Below are 17606 nucleotides of genomic sequence, written 5' to 3'. Positions count from 1 at the left end.
TATGCCACCTTCTCCAACCAGTACCAGACCAGTTGCAAAGTGGTAAGTTCCGCCGAGCTCACCGTGTGGATCATGAAGGGACCTCCGGGATGCCGCCGGTGCGGTCGAGGCCTGACGCGTGCTGAGCGGACCGACCCGATTCCCCCGTGGCCTGGAGGCCAACCTGTGATCATTCCCCACCCCAGCCATCTGGTCCGCGTCCCGGGCCACTTCACCCTCACCCCCGACACGACCGTCCGGGCCACCGGGGGCGCCGAGGACGCCGCCCGGCTGCTGCGCACCCTGCTGCGCCCCGCCACCGGGCTCCCGCTGCGCCCCTCGCCCGAAGGCGACGTCACCCTCGCCCTGGACCCGCGGCTCGGCGGCCTGGGCACGGAGGGGTACGGGCTGACCGTCGGCCCGGACGCGGTCGTGCTGCGGGCCGCCACCGCGGCCGGGCTGTTGAACGGGGTGCAGACGATCCGCCAACTGCTGCCGCCCGAGGCGCTGTCGGCCGTGCCGGTCGCCGACGTGCCGTGGCGGCTGCCGTGCGTCCAGGCGACCGACGTGCCGCGGTACCCCTGGCGCGGGGCGATGCTCGACGTCGCCCGGCACTTCCAGCCGGTGTCGTTCCTGCGGCGCTTCGTGGACCTGCTCGCCTTCCACAAGCTCAACGTCCTGCACCTGCACCTCACGGACGACCAGGGTTGGCGGATGCCGGTCCCCGGCTACCCGCTGCTGACGGAGACCGGCGGCCACCGGGCGCGCAGCATGACCGGCCGGGCCGGCAGCGCCCGCTACGACGACACCCCGCACGGCGGTTCCTACACCGCCGCGGAACTGCGCGCGCTCGTCGGCTACGCGGCCGAGCGCGGGGTCACCGTCGTGCCCGAGATCGAGATGCCGGGCCACGCGCGGGCAGCCCTCGCCGCCTATCCGCACCTGGGCAACGTCCCCGGCCGGCAGCTGGACGTGTGGACCGAGTGGGGGGTGTGCGAGAACGTGCTGGGCGTGCACGACGAGGTGCTGGAGTTCTGCACCACGGTGCTCGGCGAGGTCCTGGACGTCTTCCCGTCCCCGTACATCCACGTCGGCGGCGACGAGTGCCCCACCGTCGAGTGGGAGGACAGCCCCCGGGCACGGGACCGGGCCGCGGCCGAAGGGCTGGCGGGGCCGAAGGCGCTGCACGGCTGGTTCCTCGGGCGGATCGGCGACTTCCTGCTGCGGGAGGGCCGCAAACCCGTGTGCTGGGCGGAGGACGGCGGGATCCTGCCGCCGGAGTTCACCGTCATGCCGTGGCGGGACTCCGACCACGGGCTGGCCGCCGCCCGCCGGGGCCACGACGTCGTGATGGCGCCGTTCCGCACCACGTACCTCGACTACCCGCAGACCGACCGGCCGGACGAGCCCCTGGGGCAGAGCGGCGCCGTGGTCGATCTGCGGACCGTGCACGGCAACGATCCGGCGCCACGGGAGTGGGAGCCGGCCGCCGCCGCCCGGGTGCTGGGCACGCAGGGGCAGTTGTGGACCGAGTTCGCCGCCACGCCCGCCCAGGTCGAGTACCTCGCCTTCCCCCGGCTGTCGGCGCTCGCCGACAGCGCGTGGAACCCCCGCAGCGACTGGACCACCGACTTCCTCCCCGCCATGCGCCACCACCAGGCCCGGCTCGCGACGCTCGGCGCCCGCCGCTGACCGACGCCGGGCAACCCCCGGATGTTCCACCCGCAGTTCCTTCCAGCACCTCCCCTGCCACACCCCCCACCTGGAAAGGGATCAACCGTGTCCGCAAGATCACGTATACCCGTCCGTGTGCGTACGGCGATGGCCCTGTGCACCTCCGCGGGGCTCGCCTGCGCCGCGCTGACGGCCATGCCCGCCTCGGCGGCGCAGGACTCGCTCAGCGCGCAGTACCGCACCAGCGCGACCGGGGCCACCGCCGACCAGTCCGAGCCGTGGCTGAAGGTCACCAACACCGGCAGCACGACCGTGCCGCTCAGCGGTGTGACGGTGCGCTACTACTTCAAGGCCGACACCGCCGACTCCTCGTACCGCTTCGCCTGTTCCTGGGCGGTGAAGGGCTGTGCCAACATCACCGGCACGTTCGGCACCCTGGCGCACCCCACCGCCACCGCCGACCGCTACCTGGAGGTCGGCTTCACCGCGGGCGCCGGCTCGCTCGCCCCCGGCGCCGACACCAGCGACATGCAGCTGCGCTTCTACCGGTCGAACTGGGCGACGCTCCGGCAGAGCGACGACTACTCGTTCAACGGCGCCCAGACGTCGTACGCCAACTGGTCGAAGATCACCGTGCAGCGGAACGGCGCCGTCCTGTGGGGCACCGCCCCCGCCGGGAACGACCCCACCCCGCCGCCGACCGACCCGCCGACGACGCCCCCCACCACGCCGCCGAACGGGAACGGCCCGGCGCTCTTCGACGACTTCAACTACACCAGCAGCAGCGACCCGCTGGTGCAGCAGCACGGCTGGACGGTGAAGTCGGGCCAGGGCGGCCCCGGCGTGCCGGGGGCCACCTGGTCGCCGCAGGACGTGACCTTCGCGCCGGAGAACGGCAACAGCATCATGAACCTCAAGCTCACCACCGACGGGACGGCCGCCGGTACGAAGGAAACGGAGATCCAGACCACCGCGCGCAAGTTCCGCAACGGAACGTACGCGGCCCGCGTGAAGTTCAACGACACACCCGCCACCGGCCCCGACGGGGACCACGTCAACCAGACGTTCTTCGCCTTCACGCCGCTCGCCCACGACATGGACCCCGACTACGGGGAGCTGGACTTCGAGTACCTGCCCAACGGCGGCTGGGGCGAGACCGGCAACATCATGTACACCACCTCGTGGGAGACCTACCAGAACGACCCCTGGAACGCGGTCAACACCCACACCGAGAGCCGGCAGAGCTACGACGGCTGGCACGACCTGGTCATCACCGTCGACAACACGAACATCAAGTACTACATCGACGGGCAGCTGTTCGGGACGCACGGCGAGCCGTACCTCCCGGAGACGCCGATGTTCATCGACTTCAACCACTGGCTCATCGACCTCGCGGGGCAGACCGGCAGCACGCCTCGCTCGTACAACGAGAAGGTCGACTACGTCTACTTCGCCAAGGACCAGGTGCTGAGTCCGGCCCAGGTGCAGGCCCAGGTGGCCGCCTACCGGGCGGCGCACGTCACCCAGGTGGACACCGTCCCGGCGGGCTGAACCGGGACGGCGCCGTCAGGCCACGGGGGTGATCCGGACCTCGTGGCTCGCCGCCGCCGGGTCGCTGACGGCCAGCAGCCGCGCGCCCTCCTCCAGGAGGGCGTCGCGGTCGCCGGCCGTCAGCGGCACGAAGGGCGTGACGCTCACCGCGGCGCCGGCCTTCGTCCGGTCGAACCGCCAGGTGCCGCCGACGAAGCCGTCGACCAGGACCGTGCCGCGGATGATGCCGTTGACCGTCATCACCCTGCTCCGGTGCTCGTCGGCAATGATCCGGGTCCGGTCGGCATGCGACAGCAGCAGGTTGTCGAAGTCGGCGACGAACCGGGCCGGAACGGGGATGTCACGGTCGGGGAGCATCGCGCCCGGCAGGTCGTAGAGCTCCCGGCCCTCCTCGTCGCGGTAGGGCCGAAGGTCCAGGGCCGCCACCACCGCGCGCAGCCCGGTCAGTCCTGACCACTTCTGGATGTCGGCGACACTCGCGGGCCCGAACGCCGCCAGGTAGCGCTCGACGACCGGCCCGGGGTCGGGGGCGGCGAGCGGCGCGCCGAGGTACTCCTCCACCGTGGCGTACGTGGGCTGCCCACTCTCGCCCCACAGCCCGCGCGGCGGCAGCTGCACCAGCGGCGCCCACAGGCGCAGCGCCTTCTCCAGCGCGTCGGGCACGACGTCCGGCCAGCGCGGCGCGAGCAGCTCGCGCAGTTCACGGGGATTGCGCGGCCGTTCGGCGAGCAGCTCGCGGCCCGCGGCCACCACCTCGTCGCGGTTCACACCGTCCAGCGCCGCGCCGCCCCAGGCCGCGCTCCTGACCATCCTGTCGAACACCGGCTGCAGCAGCGGCCGCAGGGTCAGCGCGTCGGCCGCGCTCACCAGGTGGACGGTGCCGCGCATCAGGGTCAGCCGCACCGCACCGCGGTCCTTCATCAGCTGCGCCAGCTCGTCGAAGGAGAAGTCCCGCAGCCGGGTCCACAGACCGATGTACGGGGCGTTGGACGCCTGGGACTGCATGCCGAGCAGCCGCTCGATCACGTCGATCGCGGGCATCGCGGCGCGCTCGAGGAGGAGTTGGCGTTCCAGCAGAGCGCGGTTGAGCGCGCGGCGGTCCAGTGTCGTCGTGGGCATAGCGCCTACGCTACGGCGCCTTGCGGACGGTTCCGGTCCGCAAGGCCTACGCGGCCGAAGAGCCGACCTGCCGGGCTATCGGCGGCTCGGCCTCGTGGTGGATCGGTGTGTGGGCGCCGGTCAGCGGTACTCCGCTGCCGCCGCGCCGGTGGGCGACGATCTCCGCCGCGATGGACAGCGCGGTCTCCTCGGGCGTGCGCGCGCCGAGGTCCAGGCCGATCGGCGAGCGCAGCCTGGCCAGTTCGAGTTCGGTGACGCCGGCCTCCCGCAGCCGCTCCAGGCGGTCCAGGTGGGTGCGGCGCGATCCCATGGCGCCGACGAAGGCGACGGGGAGCCGCAGCGCCCGCTCCAGCAGTGGTACGTCGAACTTCGCGTCGTGGGTCAGTACGCAGAGCACCGTGCGGCCGTCGACGCGTCCCGCCGCGGTGGTCTCGTCCAGATAGCGGTGCGGCCAGTCGACGACGACCTCGTCGGCCTCCGGGAACCGCGCGCGGGTGGCGAAGACGGGGCGCGCGTCGCAGAGCGTCACCTCGTAGCCGAGGAACTTGCCGACCTTGACGACGGCGCCCGCGAAGTCGATCGCACCGAAGACGATCATGCGGGGCGCCGGCACGCTGCACTCCACGAGCAGCGTGAGCGGTTCCCCGCAGCGGCTGCCGTCGGCGCCGATGGTGAGCGTGCCGGTCCGGCCCGCCTCCAGCAGTGCCTGCGCCTCGGCGGCCGCCGTGCGGTCCCGCTCCGGGTCGCCGAGGCCGCCCTCGTGACCGCCGTCGGCCCGCAGGGTCAGGGCCCGGCCGAGCAGCTCGGCCGGTCCCTCGACGATCCTGGCCACCGCGGCGGTCTCCCCCGCCGCGGCGGCGGCGAGGGTCGCCGTGAACTCCGGCCGGGTGCCGGGGTCCACGCGCTGGACGAAGATGTCGATGACGCCGCCGCAGGTGAGTCCCACGGCGAACGCGTCCTCGTCCGAGTAGCCGAAGCGCTGGAGCACCGGCTCCGCGGAGTCCCCCGACTCCAGCGCTTCCCTGCAGAGCTCGTAGACGGCTCCTTCGACACACCCTCCGGACACGCTGCCGATCGCGGTGCCGTCGGAGTCGACGGCGAGCGCGGCACCGGGCTGCCGGGGCGCGCTCCCGCCCACCGCGACCACGGTCGCGACGGCGAACGGGCGCCCCTGTTCGCACCAGCGGTGCAGTTCGTCAGCGATGTCCAGCATGGTGAACAGCTCCTCTACTTGACGCCGAGCCAGCTCTCGATGGGGTGGAGAGCGAAGAACACGAAGAACACCGCCGTGAGGACCCACATGAAGGCGCCGGGCTCGCGCCACTTGCCCTGCGCCGCCTTGATGGCGGTGTAGGAGATGACGCCCGCGGCGACACCTGCGGTGATGGAGTACGTGAAGGGCATGAGGACCACGGTCAGGAAGACCGGGACCGATACCGAGCGGTCCGACCAGTCGACGTGCCGGGCGTTGCTCATCATCATCGCGCCGATGACGACCAGCGCCGCCGCCGCGACCTGGCCCGGGACGATCTGGGCCAGCGGGGTGAAGAACAGGCCGGCCGCGAAGAGCAGACCGGTGACGACGCTGGACAGACCCGTACGGGCGCCCTCGCCGACCCCGGTGGCCGACTCGATGAAGACCGTCTGGCCCGACGCGCCGGCGACGCCGCCGATCGCACCGCCCGCGCCGTCGATGAACAGCGCCTTGCTGAGGCCGGGCATCCGGCCCTGCTCATCGGCGAGCTTGGCCTCGGTGCCGACGCCGATGATGGTGGCCATCGCGTCGAAGAAGCCGGCCAGCACCAGGGTGAAGACGATGACGCCGACGGTCATGCCGCCGATGGATCCCCAGCCGCCGAACTCGACGTGGCCGAAGAGCCCGAAGTCGGGCATGGAGACCGCGCTGCCGTTCAGCTTGGGAGCTGCGCCGCCCCAGTCCTTGTCGGTCAGGCCGGCGGCCGAGTTCACGATGACCGCCAGGACGGTGCCGACGACGATGCCGATGAGGATCGCGCCGGGGATGTTGCGGGCCTGCAGCATGAAGATCAGCAGCAGCGTGACGCAGAAGAGCAGGACCGGCCAGCCGGAGAGCTGTCCGCCGATGCCGAGGGCGACCGGGGCGGTGCCCTTCACGTCGCCCTTGCCGACGAACCCGGCGTTCACCAGGCCGATGAGGGCGATGAACATCCCGATGCCGATGGTGATGCCGTGCTTGAGGGCCAGCGGTATCGCGTTCATGACGATCTCACGGAGCCCGGTCACCACCAGCAGCACGATGATGGCGCCGTAGATCACGCACATGCCCATGGCCTGCGGCCACGTCATGTTGGGGGCCACCTGGGTGGCCAGCACGCCGGAGACGCTCAGTCCCGCGGCGAGTGCGAGCGGTACCTTGCCGAGGAATCCCATCAGCAGGGTGGAGACCGCCGCGGCGAGTGCGGTGGCGGTGATCAGTCCCGCGTGGCTGAGCTTGTGGCCGCTCGCGTCCGGGCCCGACAGCAGGAGCGGATTGAGCAGCAGGATGTAGCACATCGCCATGAAGGTCGTGATGCCGCCGCGGACCTCGCGGGGGATCGTCGACTCTCTGTCGGAGATGTGGAAGTACCGGTCGAGCCAGGATCGGCCGGCCGGCGGGCGCGAGCCCGCTCCCGCGTCCTCCGCCGTGGTCTTCTGCTCTACAGGGGTTTGGGTCATGGTGCCGACTCCCAAGGTTCACTGGGACACCCGCACGTGGTGCGCGGGCTTTGGGATGGTGCGTGGGCTGCACGACCCGGGGGACGGCCCGAGGCGAACGGGGTGGAACGGTCGGCCGGTGCGCGCGGCGGGAGCCGGGCACGGGCCGGGCGGCGACCGGTCGGCGGCCGCGGGTGCGGCCGGTCCTCGCGGGTGCCGTTGCCACGCAGGCCGGTGGTGGCGCCTGGTGGCCCCGGACGGGGTGGGGATCGTCATTTCCCGCCCCGCCCGGAGGTCGTCACGTGCCGGTGAGGTGTTCTGGCCTGACCGGTACGCGCTTGAGTGCCAGGCCCGTCGCGGCGCGGATGGCGGCGACGACGGCGGGCGTGGAGGAGAGCGTCGGGGCCTCACCGATGCCGCGCAGCCCGTAGGGAGCGTGCTCGTCGGCGAGTTCCAGTACGTCGACCGGGATGGTCGGCGTGTCGAGGATGGTGGGGATCAGGTAGTCGGTGAAGGACGGGTTCCGCACCTTCGCGTTCCTGTCGACGATGATCTCCTCCATGACGGCCAGGCCGAGGCCCTGGGTGGTGCCGCCCTGGATCTGGCCGACGACCGACAGCGGGTTGAGCGCCTTGCCGACGTCCTGGGCCGCGGCCAGCTCGATGACCTTGACCAGACCCAGCTCGGTGTCGACCTCGACGACCGCGCGGTGGGCGCAGAAGGAGTACTGGACGTGGCCGTGGCCCTGCCCGGTGACCAGGTCGAACGCCTGGGTCGGGCGGTGCCGCCACTCCAGCTCGATGTCGATGGCCTCGCCCTCGATGACGTCCACCAGGTCGGCGAGCACCTCGCCGCCGTCGGTGACGACCTTGCCGCCCTCCAGGAGGAGTTCGGCGGTGGCCCACGCGGGGTGGTAGCTGCCGAACCGGGCGCGGGCCGAGCTCCAGGACCTTCTCGCGGACGGCCTCGCAGGAGTTCTTCACCGCACCGCCGGTCACGTACGTCTGCCGGGAGGCGGACGTGGAGCCGGCGGAGCCGACCTGCGTGTCGGCCGGGCGGATCGTCACCTGCGCGACGCCCAGCTCGGTGCGGGCGATCTGGGCGTGCACGGTGACGCCGCCCTGGCCGACCTCGGCCATCGCGGTGTGCACCATGGCGACCGGCTCGCCGTTGATGACCTCCAGCCGCACGCGGGCGGTGGAGTAGTCGTCGAAGCCCTCGGAGAAGCCGACGTTCTTGATGCCGACCGCGTAGCCGACCCCGCGCACGACGCCTTCGCCGTGCGTGGTGTTCGACAGGCCGCCGGGCAGGTCGCGGACGTCGGTGGAGAGACCTTCCGCGTCACCGGCCAGCCACTGCTGCTCGGGCGGCATCGGCAGCGCCTTGACGCGGCGCAGCAGTTCGGCCACCGGGGCCGGGGAGTCGACCGGCTGTCCCGTCGGCATGATCGTGCCCTGGCTCATCGCGTTGAGCCGGCGGAACTCGACCGGGTCCATGTCGAGCGCGGCGGCGAGCTTGTCCATCTGCGCCTCGTAGGCGAAGCACGCCTGGACCGCGCCGAAGCCGCGCATAGCGCCGCAGGGCGGGTTGTTGGTGTAGAGCGCGACGGCCTCGATCTCGACGTCGTCGATCACGTACGGGCCGACGGACAGCGAGGAGGCGTTGCCCACGACGGCCGGGGAGGCCGAGGCGTAGGCGCCGCCGTCCAGCACGATCCGGCACCTCATGTGCGTGATCTTGCCTTCGCGGGTGACGCCGTGCTCGTACCAGAGCTTCGCCGGGTGGCGGTGCACATGGCCGAAGAAGGACTCGAAGCGGTTATAGACGATCTTGACCGGCTTGCCGGTGCGCAGCGCCAGCAGGCAGGCGTGGGCCTGCATCGACAGGTCCTCGCGGCCACCGAACGCACCGCCGACGCCGGAGAGCGTCATGCGGATCTTGTCCTCGGGCAGGCCGAGGACCGGGGCGAGCTGGCCGAGGTCCGAGTGCAGCCACTGGGTGGCGATGTACAGGTCGACGCCGCCGTCCTCGGCGGGCACGGCCAGGCCGGACTCCGGGCCGAGGAAGGCCTGGTCCTGCATGCCGACCTCGTACTCACCGCTGATGACGATGTCGGCGCGCTTCGCGGCCTCGTTCACGTCGCCGCGGATGATCGGCTGGCGGTGCACGATGTTGGGGTGTGTGACGTGGCCCGCGTGGTGGTCGTCGCGGTTCGGGTGCAGGATCGGCGCACCGTCGGCGAGCGCCGTCTCCTCGTCGATGACCAGTGGCAGGGGCTCGTACTCGACCTTGATCTTGGCGGCCGCGCGGCGCGCGGTCTCCGGGTGGTCGGCGGCCACGAGGGCGACCGGCTCGCCGTGGCAGCGCACGACGCCGTCGGCGAGGACCGGGGTGTCCTTGTACTCCAGCCCGTACTTGGTGAAGGCGGGGAGATCGTCATGGGTCATGACGGCGTAGACGCCGGGGGTCTTCAGCGCCTCGCCGGTGTCGATCGACAGGATCTTCGCGTGGGCGTGCGGGCTGCGGAGCGTGAAGCCCCACAGCATGTCCTCGTGCCACATGTCCGAGGAGTACGCGAACTCGCCGGTGACCTTCAGCGTGCCGTCCGGGCGCAGCGTGGACTCGCCGAGGCCGCCCTTGGTCTTGCTGCCCTGCGTGATGTTCGTGGGATTGCGGGTAACGCCCATGTCAGACGCCCTCTCCGGCGGTGGCGGATGCGCCGCGTGCCGCGGCGAGGCGGACCGCGTCGAGGATCTTCTCGTAGCCGGTGCAGCGGCACAGGTTGCCCGAGAGCGCCTCGCGGATGTCCTGGTCGGACGGGGACGGGTTGCGCTCCAGCAGCTCGTCGGCCGCGACGAGGAGGCCGGGGGTGCAGAAACCGCACTGCACGGCGCCGGCGTCGATGAACGCCTCCTGGATCGGGGACAGGTCCCCGGCCCCGGTGCTCTCACCGGTCTGCCCGTCGGCCGGCTTGGCCGGCTTGGCCGACCATTTCTGGGCCTCACCGAGCGGCGTACCGCAGGCGCCGGTGCCGCACCGGCCGGCCGCGCGGTCCTTGGCGTAGTCCGCCAGGCCCTCCACGGTCACGACGTCGCGGTCCTGGACCTGGGCGGCGGCGACGAGGCACGCACACACCGGAACACCGTCGAGGCGGACCGTGCAGGAACCGCACTCGCCCTGCTCACAGGCGTTCTTGGAGCCCGGCAGGCCCATGCGCTCGCGCAGGACGTACAGCAGGCTCTCGCCTTCCCATACGTCGTCGGCCTCCTGCGGGCGGCCGTTGACATTGAAGGTCACGCGCATGACTGCGTCCTCTCGTTCCCACGGTACTCGTCCCAGGTCCAGCCGAGCGTGCGGCGGGCCATGACGCCCAGCGCGTGACGGCGGTACGAGGCGGTGCCGCGTACGTCGTCGATGGGGTTGGCGGCCCCGGAGACCAGTTCGGCGAACTGCTGGGCGACCGACGGGGTGATGATCTTGCCGTTGTCCCAGAACCCGCCCTCTTCGAGCGCGGCCGTGAGGAAGTCCTCGGCGGCGCGGGCCCGCAGCGGGGTGGGAGCGGCCGAGCCGATGCCGGTCCTGACCGTCCTGGTGTCCGGGTGCAGCGCCAGGCCGAACGCGCAGACCGCGATGACCATCGCGTTGCGGGTGCCGACCTTGGAGAACTGCTGCGGCCCGGTGGCCTTCTTGATGTGCACGGCGCGGATCAGCTCGTCGGGTGCGAGCGAGTTCCGCTTCACGCCGGTGTAGAACTCCTCGACCGGGATCAGCCGGGTACCGCGGACGGAGACGGCCTCGACCTCGGCGCCCGCGGCCAGCAGGGCCGGGTGCGAGTCACCGGCCGGGGAGGCGGCGCCGAGGTTGCCGCCGACGCTGCCGCGGTTGCGGATCTGCGGGGAGCCGACGGTGTGGGCGGCGAGCGCCAGACCGGGCAGTTCGGCGCGCAAGTGCTCCATGATCCGGGTGTACGGGACCGAGGCGCCCAGGCGGACGGTCTCCTCGGCAACCTCCCACTCCTGCAGCTCACCGATCCGGTTCAGGTCCAGCATCACGTCGGGCCGGCGGTGGTCGAAGTTGATCTCGACCATCACGTCGGTGCCGCCCGCGATGGGCACAGCTGTGGGGTGCTCGGCCTTTGCGGCGAGCGCCTCCTCCCAGCTTGCGGGGCGCAGGAAGTCCATGGGGATTCTCTTCTCGAATCTCGAGCGGGGTGTTCACGTGTTGTTAACGCTGCGTGGGGCCCAGTACACGGCCCACCACCCTTCCGGGTGCAGTCACCGAAAACATGAAGGACTTGGCTGGCCAGTACTCATGTCTTGTAGATTCCTATGAAAGGCCGCCGTCCGAAACCTCGCGGCATCGGACCGGCAACACCGGTGGAACGAACCACGGGCCATCCTGGTAGTGCTCTGACCAGGCAAGCGTTCGAGACAAGGCGATGGACGATGCGGCTGCGCGCACTGCTGGACACCGACGTTCTGGGGCTGCGGCTGCTCGGCGGTGAGGATGAGCTCGATCGCACCGTCCGTGGCGTGATGACCACGGATCTTCGCGATCCGAGCCGTTATCTCACGGGCGGTGAGCTGGTGCTCACAGGACTCGCCTGGCGGCACGAAGCAGCCGACTCCGAGCGATTCGTACGAATCCTCGCCTCCGCCGGTGTGGCGGGGCTCGCGGCGGGGGAAGCCGAGCTGGGCTCCATCCCCGACGATCTGGTGGCGGCCTGCTTCCGCCACCGGCTGCCGCTGTTCGCCGTCGACGAGAACGTCGCCTTCGCGTCGATCACCGAGCACGTCGTCCGGCAGGTCTCCACGGAGCGGGCCGGCGACCTGGCCGCGGTCGTGGACCGGCACCGGCGGCTGATGTCGTCGGGGCCCGCCGGCGGCGGTCCCGACGCCGTGCTGGACCTGCTCGGCACCGACCTGGACCTGCGCGCCTGGGTGTTGTCCGCCACCGGACGGCAGATCGCCGGATCCGAGCACCCGCTGCCGACCGCCGTCCGCGCCGAGCTCGCCGGCGCCCATCTGGCCGCCATGCGCACCGCCCGCCCCTCCCCGCACCGCACCTCGATCGTGTCCGGCGGCGCCGCCAACACGTACTCGCTCTTCCCCATCCGCACCGGCGGCACCGTCCCGGCGGCCGACGTCCGGGCCACCCTGCTCTCCGACTGGTTCCTCGCCGTCGACGCCGACGCCGGGGACTGGGCGGCGGAACGGCTCGACCTGCTGCAGGGCGTCACCCAGCTGATCGCCGTCGAGCGCGACCGCCACGACGCGGCGCGCACCGTACGCCGCCGGCTCGCCCACGAGGTGCTGGAACTGGTCCAGGCGGGATCGCCGCCGGCCGAGATCGCCGCGCGGCTGCGGGTCGCCGCGCCGGTGCTGGTTCCCGGCCTCGCCTCCGCGCCGCACTGGCAGGTCGTCGTGGCCCGTGTCGACTGGTCGGACGGCGAGGTGCCCGCGGGGCCGGCCGCCCAGAAGCTGCTGGAAGAGGCACTGGTCGATCCGGCCGCCATCGGCCCCGACCCCACCGACCGCATCGCCGTGGCGCACGCGGGCGACGAGGCGGTGGCCCTCGTACCGCTGCCGCCCGCGGACCCGTCCGACAACGGCTTCTCCGACGACTGGCGCGCCGACGGCCTGCTCGACACCCTGCGCGGCCCGCTGAGCCGGGGGCTGGCCGACGACGGACGGCTCACCATCGGCGTCAGCGCCACCGTCCACTCCGCCGAGGGGCTGCGCGGCGCCCTGGAGGAGGCCCGGCACGCCCGCCGCGTCGCCGCCGCCCGCCCGGGGCGGGTCTGCGTGGCCGGGCACGAGGAACTCGCCTCGCACGTCCTGCTGCTGCCCTTCGTGCCGGACGACGTCCGCCGCGCCTTCACCGCGCGGCTGCTCGACCCGTTGCGCGCCTACGACCGGCGGCACCGCGCCGAACTCATCCCGACCCTCGAGGCGTTCCTGGAGTGCGACGGCTCCTGGACCCGCTGTGCGACCCGACTGCATCTGCATGTGAACACCCTGCGGTACCGTATCGGCCGGATCGAGCAACTGACCGGGCGTGATCTCGCGCGCCTGGAGGACAAGTTGGACTTCTTCCTCGCACTGCGCATGAGCTGACGCCGGTCCAACGGATCCTCGACCCCGCGGATCACCCGGATCCTTCGATTCACTCGCATCACTCGGATCACTCGGATCGTTAGCAATTGATCACCGCCCTCTTGGCGCGGGCCCCTGCGGCATGCTGGACTTCGACCACTGGCTCGACGATGCGCTTGGGGGGATAGGTTGTGGCGGATACCGCCATGCCGGAATCTGTGGTGGGCACGCCCGATGTGTGGCGCCTCAGGGCCCGCGGCTGCTGGGCGGAGGCGGCGGCCATCCTCGCCCCGTACTGCGCCGACAGCCCGGCCACGGCGTTGCGCCGGGCGGCCCTGCTGGTCGAGGGCTGCATGTTCACCCTCGACGGCTGGTCGGAGGCGGAAGACGCGCTGCGTTCCGCCGAGGCGCTGGCCGGCAGCGACGAGGAGCGCGGTGCCGCCGCGTGCGAGCGCGGCCACCTCGCGTACGCCTCGACGCTCTTCTCCGTCCGCGACCGCGCGGACGAGGCGCGGGCCGCGTTCGGCCGCAGCGCGGCGCTGCTGAGCCAGGTGTCGCCGGGACGGCCGCTGCTCGACTTCCGCCGCGGCCTGTTCGCCGAGAACATCGCCCAGAACCCCACCGCCGCCCGCGCGTCCTACCGGCGCGCCCACGCGGGCGCCGTCGCCCACGGCGACGCGCTGCTGACCTCGTTCACCTGGCGCCATCTGGCGGGCCTCGCGGCTGCCGACGGCGACCTCGCCGAGGCTCACCGGGGCTTCACCGAATCCCTCCGCATCCGCGTCGAGATCGGGTACCTCGTCGGCACGGCCCCGGCCATGCTCGCGCTCGCCGACGTGGAGCCCGAACCCGCCGCCACCGCCCTGCGGGCGGAGGCCGCCCGCCTCCACGCCCTCCTGGGAGGGATCCCGGTCTGGCTCCCCCACCCCGCCCCGAGCGCCTGACGGCGGGCCGCGGCAGCGGGCTCGGGGCCGCTAACCCCAGGCGGAGCCGGAGAAGTGTTCCCGGACGAGGGACTCGACCGTGACCACGTCTCCGGCCACCAACGCCTCCAGCAGCACCGCGTGCTCCGTCGCGTCGGCGAGCAGTTCGCCCGGGCGCGACGGTGTGCGGGACGGGCCGGACACCGGCCACTGGGAGCGCCGGTGCAGCTCGTCCGCCACGGCGACCAGTTGGTGGTTGCCGGACAGCTCGAGCATGGCGCGGTGGAAGCGCCGGTCGGACTCCGCGTAGGCGGCCCGGTCGCCGCGCGCCGCCGCGGCGACGGTTGCGGCGGCCAGCGGCCGCAGCGCCTCCCACCGCTCGGGGGCGATGGTCCGGGCGAGGCCCAGCACGACGGGGACCTCGATGAGGGCCCTGACCTCCGCCAGCTCCGCCAGGTCGCGCGCGCTGCGTTCGGCGATCCGGAACCCCCGGTTGGGCATGGCCTCGACAGCACCCTCCCGGGCGAGCAGCTGCATGGCTTCGCGGACCGGCGTGGCCGACACGCCGTAGCGCTCGGCGAGCGAGGGCGCCGAGTAGACGTCGCCGGGCCGCAGTTCCCCGCTGACCAGCGCGCTGCGCAGCGCGTTGAGCACCTGGTCGCGGACGGAGTAACGCTCGGGCAGCCGCCGCTCGCCGTCGCGCGGCGGCGGGACGGACGTGGCTCCGGCGGGGCGCGCGGGCGCGGTGTCGTTCACCGGGTCCTTCCGTCTGGGGGCGACACCACTCGTGTGGCGTAGTGCCGTTAGGTTAAACCCCCGCGCCATCGGATAAGGTAAGCCTTACCTCCCTTGGAACTCCTTTCAGGACGGTCCGCCATGCTCGCCATGCCTGTCACCGCCCCCGCCTACGCCCGCCTGACGGGGGTGTACCCCTCGCTGCGCGTCACCGAGGAAGCGCCGCGCAGCGGCGACGGCTGGGTGCGCGCGGACGAGCTGGCCGCGGGCGGTGAAGCCCTGGACGCGTTCCTCGTCTGGGACGACCGGCAGGTACTGCGCGACCACGGGAAGCGCGCCCGGCCCGATGTCGTCGCCGGCCTCGGCCTGCACCGCTACGCCTATCCGGCCTGCCTGCTCTTCACCGTCCCGTGGTTCCTGCACCGCAGGGTCCCGCGGCTGCCGGTCTCCGACGTGTCGTTCCACCGCACCCAGGGCCGGCTCACGGTCCGCACCCAGGACTTCAGCTGCCTGCCGGACGACCCGGCCGCCGCACTCCCCGGAGCCCGCGTCGTGGACTCCGAGGAGGCGCTGCGCCTGGAGCTGCGCTCCGCGCTCGCCGAGCATCTCGCGCCCCTGTTGGACGGCTTCCGGCCCCGGCTGCGGCGCGGCAGGCGCGCCTTGTGGGGCATGGCCACGGACGAGGTCACCGAGGGCCTCTGGCGGGTCGGGGAGCTGCTCGGCGAGGGCGAGCGGGCGATGACCGAACTGACGGCGCTGCTGCCGGGCACCACCGCCCCGTACACCGGCGGCGCGGAATTCCGGGACCTGCGTGCGCCGCGGCCGCTCCCCGACCGGGTGCCGGCCCGTACCCGGGACCGCCTCTCGTGCTGCCTGTTCTACACCGTGCGCCCCACCCAGACCTGTGGCACCTGCCCGCGTACGTGCGACGCCGATCGAATCGAACGCCTGGCCGCCACCGGCTGACCTGTTCGACTTTTCGCTCCAAAGGCGTGCTATTCCGGCGAAACCTCTTCACGTCCGTGCGCCGTTCGTCAAGATGGCGCCCGTGAGCCGTCTCGCGGCCCGTGCGTGACGGAAGCGACGCTAGGAATCGCACATGAGACTTACCGACATATCGCTGGACTGGGCGCTCTCGGGGGCCGTGGGCCTGGCGGTCCTCGCGGCCTCGGCGGTCGCGCTCCGCAACCGCCGGGCACGCGGCGGCGACGAGAACGTACCCGGCAGCGATTCATGGGAGCGCAGCGAGGAGCGCCGGCGCCGCAAGGAGGCGGTCTACGGAAGTGCTTCGTACGTCCTGCTCTTCTGCTGCGCGGCGGTCGCCGCGGCGCTCTCCTTCCACGGCCTGGTCGGCTTCGGCCGGCAGAACCTCAACCTCGACGGCGGCTGGGAGTACCTGGTCCCGTTCGGCCTCGACGGCGCGGCGATGTTCTGCTCGGTGCTCGCGGTGCGCGAGGCCAGCCACGGCGACGCGGCGCTCGGCTCCCGGATGCTGGTGTGGATGTTCGCGGGCGCCGCGGCCTGGTTCAACTGGGTGCACGCGCCACGCGGTATCGAGCACGCCGGCGCCCCGCAGTTCTTCGCCGGGATGTCCCTGTCGGCGGCGGTGCTGTTCGACCGGGCGCTCAAGCAGACCCGGCGGGCCGCACTGCGTGAACAGGGCCTGGTGCCGCGTCCGTTGCCGCAGATCCGGATGGTTCGCTGGATGCGCGCCCCGCTGGAGACCTACGGCGCCTGGTCGCTGATGCTGCTGGAGAACGTGCGCTCGCTCGACGAGGCGGTGGAGGAGGTCCGCGAGGACCGCAAGCAGAAAGAGGTGAACGACGTCCGCCGCCGCGACCACGTCCGGCTGGAGCGGGCCCGGGTCAGGGCGCTCAACCGCCAGCACCGCGGCTGGAGCCGCGACCGGGGCGAGCGTCGCCCGGAGCTGCCGAGCGGAGGTTCGGGCGGCAGCGGTCCCGGCGGCACCACGGAGCCCGTCATAGCCGCCGGGACGGCCGAACTGCCGGTGCGCCCGCGCCCCGCGCTGCAGCCGGAACGCTCCCGTTCGGAACGGCGCTGGGCACGGCTCTCCGCCGAGCGGTCCGAGCCGCCCGCGCTCTCACCGGCGCCCGACACGCCCGAGGAGCAGCCGCACACCGTCGATCTCACGGCCGAGGACGACACCCTGACGATTCCCCGGCTGGACTCGCTGGAGCGCAAACTCCAGGATCTGGAACGGCAGTACGGCTGAACGCCGCGCCGGATCGAGTCGAGTCGAGTCGACGAATCGAATCGAGCAGGGCGGGGCGGGGCGGGGCAGGGCAGGGTCAGGCGGTCTCGACGTCCAGCTCGAACCAGACGACCTTCCCGGTGCCCTGTGAGCGCACGCCCCAGGCATCGGCGAGCGCCTGCACGAGCAGCAGCCCGCGGCCCGACGTGGCGTTCTCGCTCGCCGTGTGCAGCCGGGGGCGCCTGCCCGCGTGGTCGTGCACCTCGACGCGCAACCGGTGCACCGGTCCGTCGGAGAGGGTGGCCGTGAATACCGCCCCCTCGTCGGTGTGCTGCAGCGCGTTGGTGACGAGTTCACTGGTCAGCAGTTCGGCGATATCGACCAGTCCTGGTACACCCCAGCGCCGCAACTGCTCGCGCAGCATTCTGCGCGTCTCGGCTATCGCCGACAGATCCGCGCGGCGCAGGTCGTGCCGCAACTCCCGCGCCTCGATGATGCCTGGTGATCCGCGGCTGTTCTGCCGCGGTGCGCTGTCTTCCTTCGGCTGACGCTCCATCACTCCGCTCCGGCCGCCGCCCTCGTCCCCGTCGAACACCCTGTCGGGATGCATGCCCACCCCGGGCCCGTCCAGTCATGGACCAGGGA

13 protein-coding genes and 1 pseudogene are annotated in these 17606 nt (G+C 72.3%); 6 read left to right on the top strand and 8 right to left on the bottom strand.

Annotated features, from left to right (window positions below):
* The first annotated feature begins 165 nt into the window (after positions 1 to 165).
* Both M2266_RS27815 and M2266_RS27810 read left to right on the top strand, forming a co-directional pair.
* Positions 166 to 1671 (top strand): beta-N-acetylhexosaminidase, encoded by a 1506-nt coding sequence (locus M2266_RS27815; protein ID WP_277440651.1) that lies wholly within the window; start codon positions 166 to 168, stop codon positions 1669 to 1671.
* Between the two features lie 129 nt (positions 1672 to 1800).
* Positions 1801 to 3204, top strand: a complete 1404-nt coding sequence (locus M2266_RS27810; protein WP_277441386.1) for a cellulose binding domain-containing protein — start codon at positions 1801 to 1803, stop codon at positions 3202 to 3204.
* A 15-nt stretch (positions 3205 to 3219) separates the two neighbouring features.
* Here the strand turns inward: M2266_RS27810 and M2266_RS27805 are convergent, their stop codons facing one another.
* The 6 genes and pseudogenes from M2266_RS27805 to M2266_RS27780 all read right to left on the bottom strand — a co-directional run bounded on the left by M2266_RS27805 (position 3220) and on the right by M2266_RS27780 (position 11177).
* Positions 3220 to 4323, bottom strand: coding sequence for a winged helix DNA-binding domain-containing protein (locus M2266_RS27805; RefSeq protein WP_277440650.1), 1104 nt, complete (start codon positions 4321 to 4323; stop codon positions 3220 to 3222).
* A gap of 46 nt (positions 4324 to 4369) precedes the next feature.
* Positions 4370 to 5536: an XdhC/CoxI family protein gene (locus tag M2266_RS27800; protein WP_277440649.1), complete on the bottom strand. Its 1167-nt coding sequence runs from the start codon at positions 5534 to 5536 to the stop codon at positions 4370 to 4372.
* 14 nt (positions 5537 to 5550) lie between these two features.
* A complete protein-coding gene (locus M2266_RS27795) occupies positions 5551 to 7017 on the bottom strand; it encodes an NCS2 family permease (RefSeq protein ID WP_277440648.1) in 1467 nt (488 codons plus the stop codon).
* A 277-nt stretch (positions 7018 to 7294) separates the two neighbouring features.
* A pseudogene (locus tag M2266_RS27790) lies at positions 7295 to 9683 on the bottom strand (molybdopterin cofactor-binding domain-containing protein).
* Position 9684: 1 nt separating this feature from the next.
* The gene (locus M2266_RS27785; protein WP_277440647.1) at positions 9685 to 10299 is read right to left on the bottom strand and encodes a (2Fe-2S)-binding protein; all 615 of its coding nucleotides are present in this window, start codon (positions 10297 to 10299) and stop codon (positions 9685 to 9687) included.
* Positions 10290 to 11177 carry a xanthine dehydrogenase family protein subunit M gene (locus M2266_RS27780; RefSeq protein ID WP_277440646.1) on the bottom strand — a complete coding sequence of 296 codons (888 nt, stop codon included), beginning with the start codon at positions 11175 to 11177 and terminating at the stop codon, positions 10290 to 10292. Before M2266_RS27780 ends, M2266_RS27785 begins: the two co-directional genes overlap by 10 nt.
* A 264-nt stretch (positions 11178 to 11441) precedes the next feature.
* Here M2266_RS27780 and M2266_RS27775 point away from each other — a divergent pair, with 264 nt between their 5' ends.
* Positions 11442 to 13112 (top strand): PucR family transcriptional regulator, encoded by a 1671-nt coding sequence (locus M2266_RS27775; protein WP_277440645.1) that lies wholly within the window; start codon positions 11442 to 11444, stop codon positions 13110 to 13112.
* A 185-nt stretch (positions 13113 to 13297) separates the two neighbouring features.
* Positions 13298 to 14035: a hypothetical protein gene (locus M2266_RS27770; RefSeq protein WP_277440644.1), complete on the top strand. Its 738-nt coding sequence runs from the start codon at positions 13298 to 13300 to the stop codon at positions 14033 to 14035.
* A gap of 30 nt (positions 14036 to 14065) precedes the next feature.
* Here M2266_RS27770 and M2266_RS27765 read toward each other — a convergent pair whose 3' ends face one another.
* Positions 14066 to 14839, bottom strand: a complete 774-nt coding sequence (locus tag M2266_RS27765) for a GntR family transcriptional regulator (RefSeq protein ID WP_277440643.1) — start codon at positions 14837 to 14839, stop codon at positions 14066 to 14068.
* Between the two features lie 51 nt (positions 14840 to 14890).
* On the opposite strand from M2266_RS27765, the gene M2266_RS27760 reads away from it, so the two are divergent.
* Both M2266_RS27760 and M2266_RS27755 read left to right on the top strand, forming a co-directional pair.
* A complete protein-coding gene (locus M2266_RS27760) occupies positions 14891 to 15715 on the top strand; it encodes a (2Fe-2S)-binding protein (protein ID WP_277440642.1) in 825 nt (274 codons plus the stop codon).
* Between the two features lie 133 nt (positions 15716 to 15848).
* Positions 15849 to 16982, top strand: coding sequence for a DUF2637 domain-containing protein (locus M2266_RS27755; protein ID WP_277440641.1), 1134 nt, complete (start codon positions 15849 to 15851; stop codon positions 16980 to 16982).
* 76 nt (positions 16983 to 17058) lie between these two features.
* On the opposite strand, the gene M2266_RS27750 is transcribed toward M2266_RS27755, so the two are convergent.
* Complete coding sequence (locus M2266_RS27750) at positions 17059 to 17571, bottom strand: ATP-binding protein (RefSeq protein WP_277440640.1); 513 nt, start codon at positions 17569 to 17571, stop codon at positions 17059 to 17061.
* Between the last annotated feature and the right edge of the window lie 35 nt (positions 17572 to 17606).

This window comes from Streptomyces sp. SPB162 (assembly GCF_029504575.1).
In the GTDB taxonomy this organism is placed as follows: domain Bacteria; phylum Actinomycetota; class Actinomycetes; order Streptomycetales; family Streptomycetaceae; genus Actinacidiphila.
Note: the sequence above shows the minus strand (reverse complement) of the source record. Positions and strands in the feature narration are given on the sequence as shown.

Excerpts from the sequence above, each read along its gene's own strand:
- M2266_RS27800 (WP_277440649.1), bottom strand. The coding sequence starts at position 5,536 with ATGCTGGACATCGCTGACGAACTGCACCGCTGGTGCGAACAGGGGCGC.
- M2266_RS27795 (WP_277440648.1), bottom strand. The coding sequence starts at position 7,017 with ATGACCCAAACCCCTGTAGAGCAGAAGACCACGGCGGAGGACGCGGGA.
- M2266_RS27810 (WP_277441386.1), top strand. The coding sequence starts at position 1,801 with ATGGCCCTGTGCACCTCCGCGGGGCTCGCCTGCGCCGCGCTGACGGCC.
- M2266_RS27775 (WP_277440645.1), top strand. The coding sequence starts at position 11,442 with ATGCGGCTGCGCGCACTGCTGGACACCGACGTTCTGGGGCTGCGGCTG.
- M2266_RS27750 (WP_277440640.1), bottom strand. The coding sequence starts at position 17,571 with ATGCATCCCGACAGGGTGTTCGACGGGGACGAGGGCGGCGGCCGGAGC.
- M2266_RS27785 (WP_277440647.1), bottom strand. The coding sequence starts at position 10,299 with ATGCGCGTGACCTTCAATGTCAACGGCCGCCCGCAGGAGGCCGACGAC.
- M2266_RS27760 (WP_277440642.1), top strand. The coding sequence starts at position 14,891 with ATGCTCGCCATGCCTGTCACCGCCCCCGCCTACGCCCGCCTGACGGGG.
- M2266_RS27780 (WP_277440646.1), bottom strand. The coding sequence starts at position 11,177 with ATGGACTTCCTGCGCCCCGCAAGCTGGGAGGAGGCGCTCGCCGCAAAG.
- M2266_RS27755 (WP_277440641.1), top strand. The coding sequence starts at position 15,849 with ATGAGACTTACCGACATATCGCTGGACTGGGCGCTCTCGGGGGCCGTG.
- M2266_RS27770 (WP_277440644.1), top strand. The coding sequence starts at position 13,298 with ATGCCGGAATCTGTGGTGGGCACGCCCGATGTGTGGCGCCTCAGGGCC.
- M2266_RS27805 (WP_277440650.1), bottom strand. The coding sequence starts at position 4,323 with ATGCCCACGACGACACTGGACCGCCGCGCGCTCAACCGCGCTCTGCTG.
- M2266_RS27765 (WP_277440643.1), bottom strand. The coding sequence starts at position 14,839 with ATGGCGCGGGGGTTTAACCTAACGGCACTACGCCACACGAGTGGTGTC.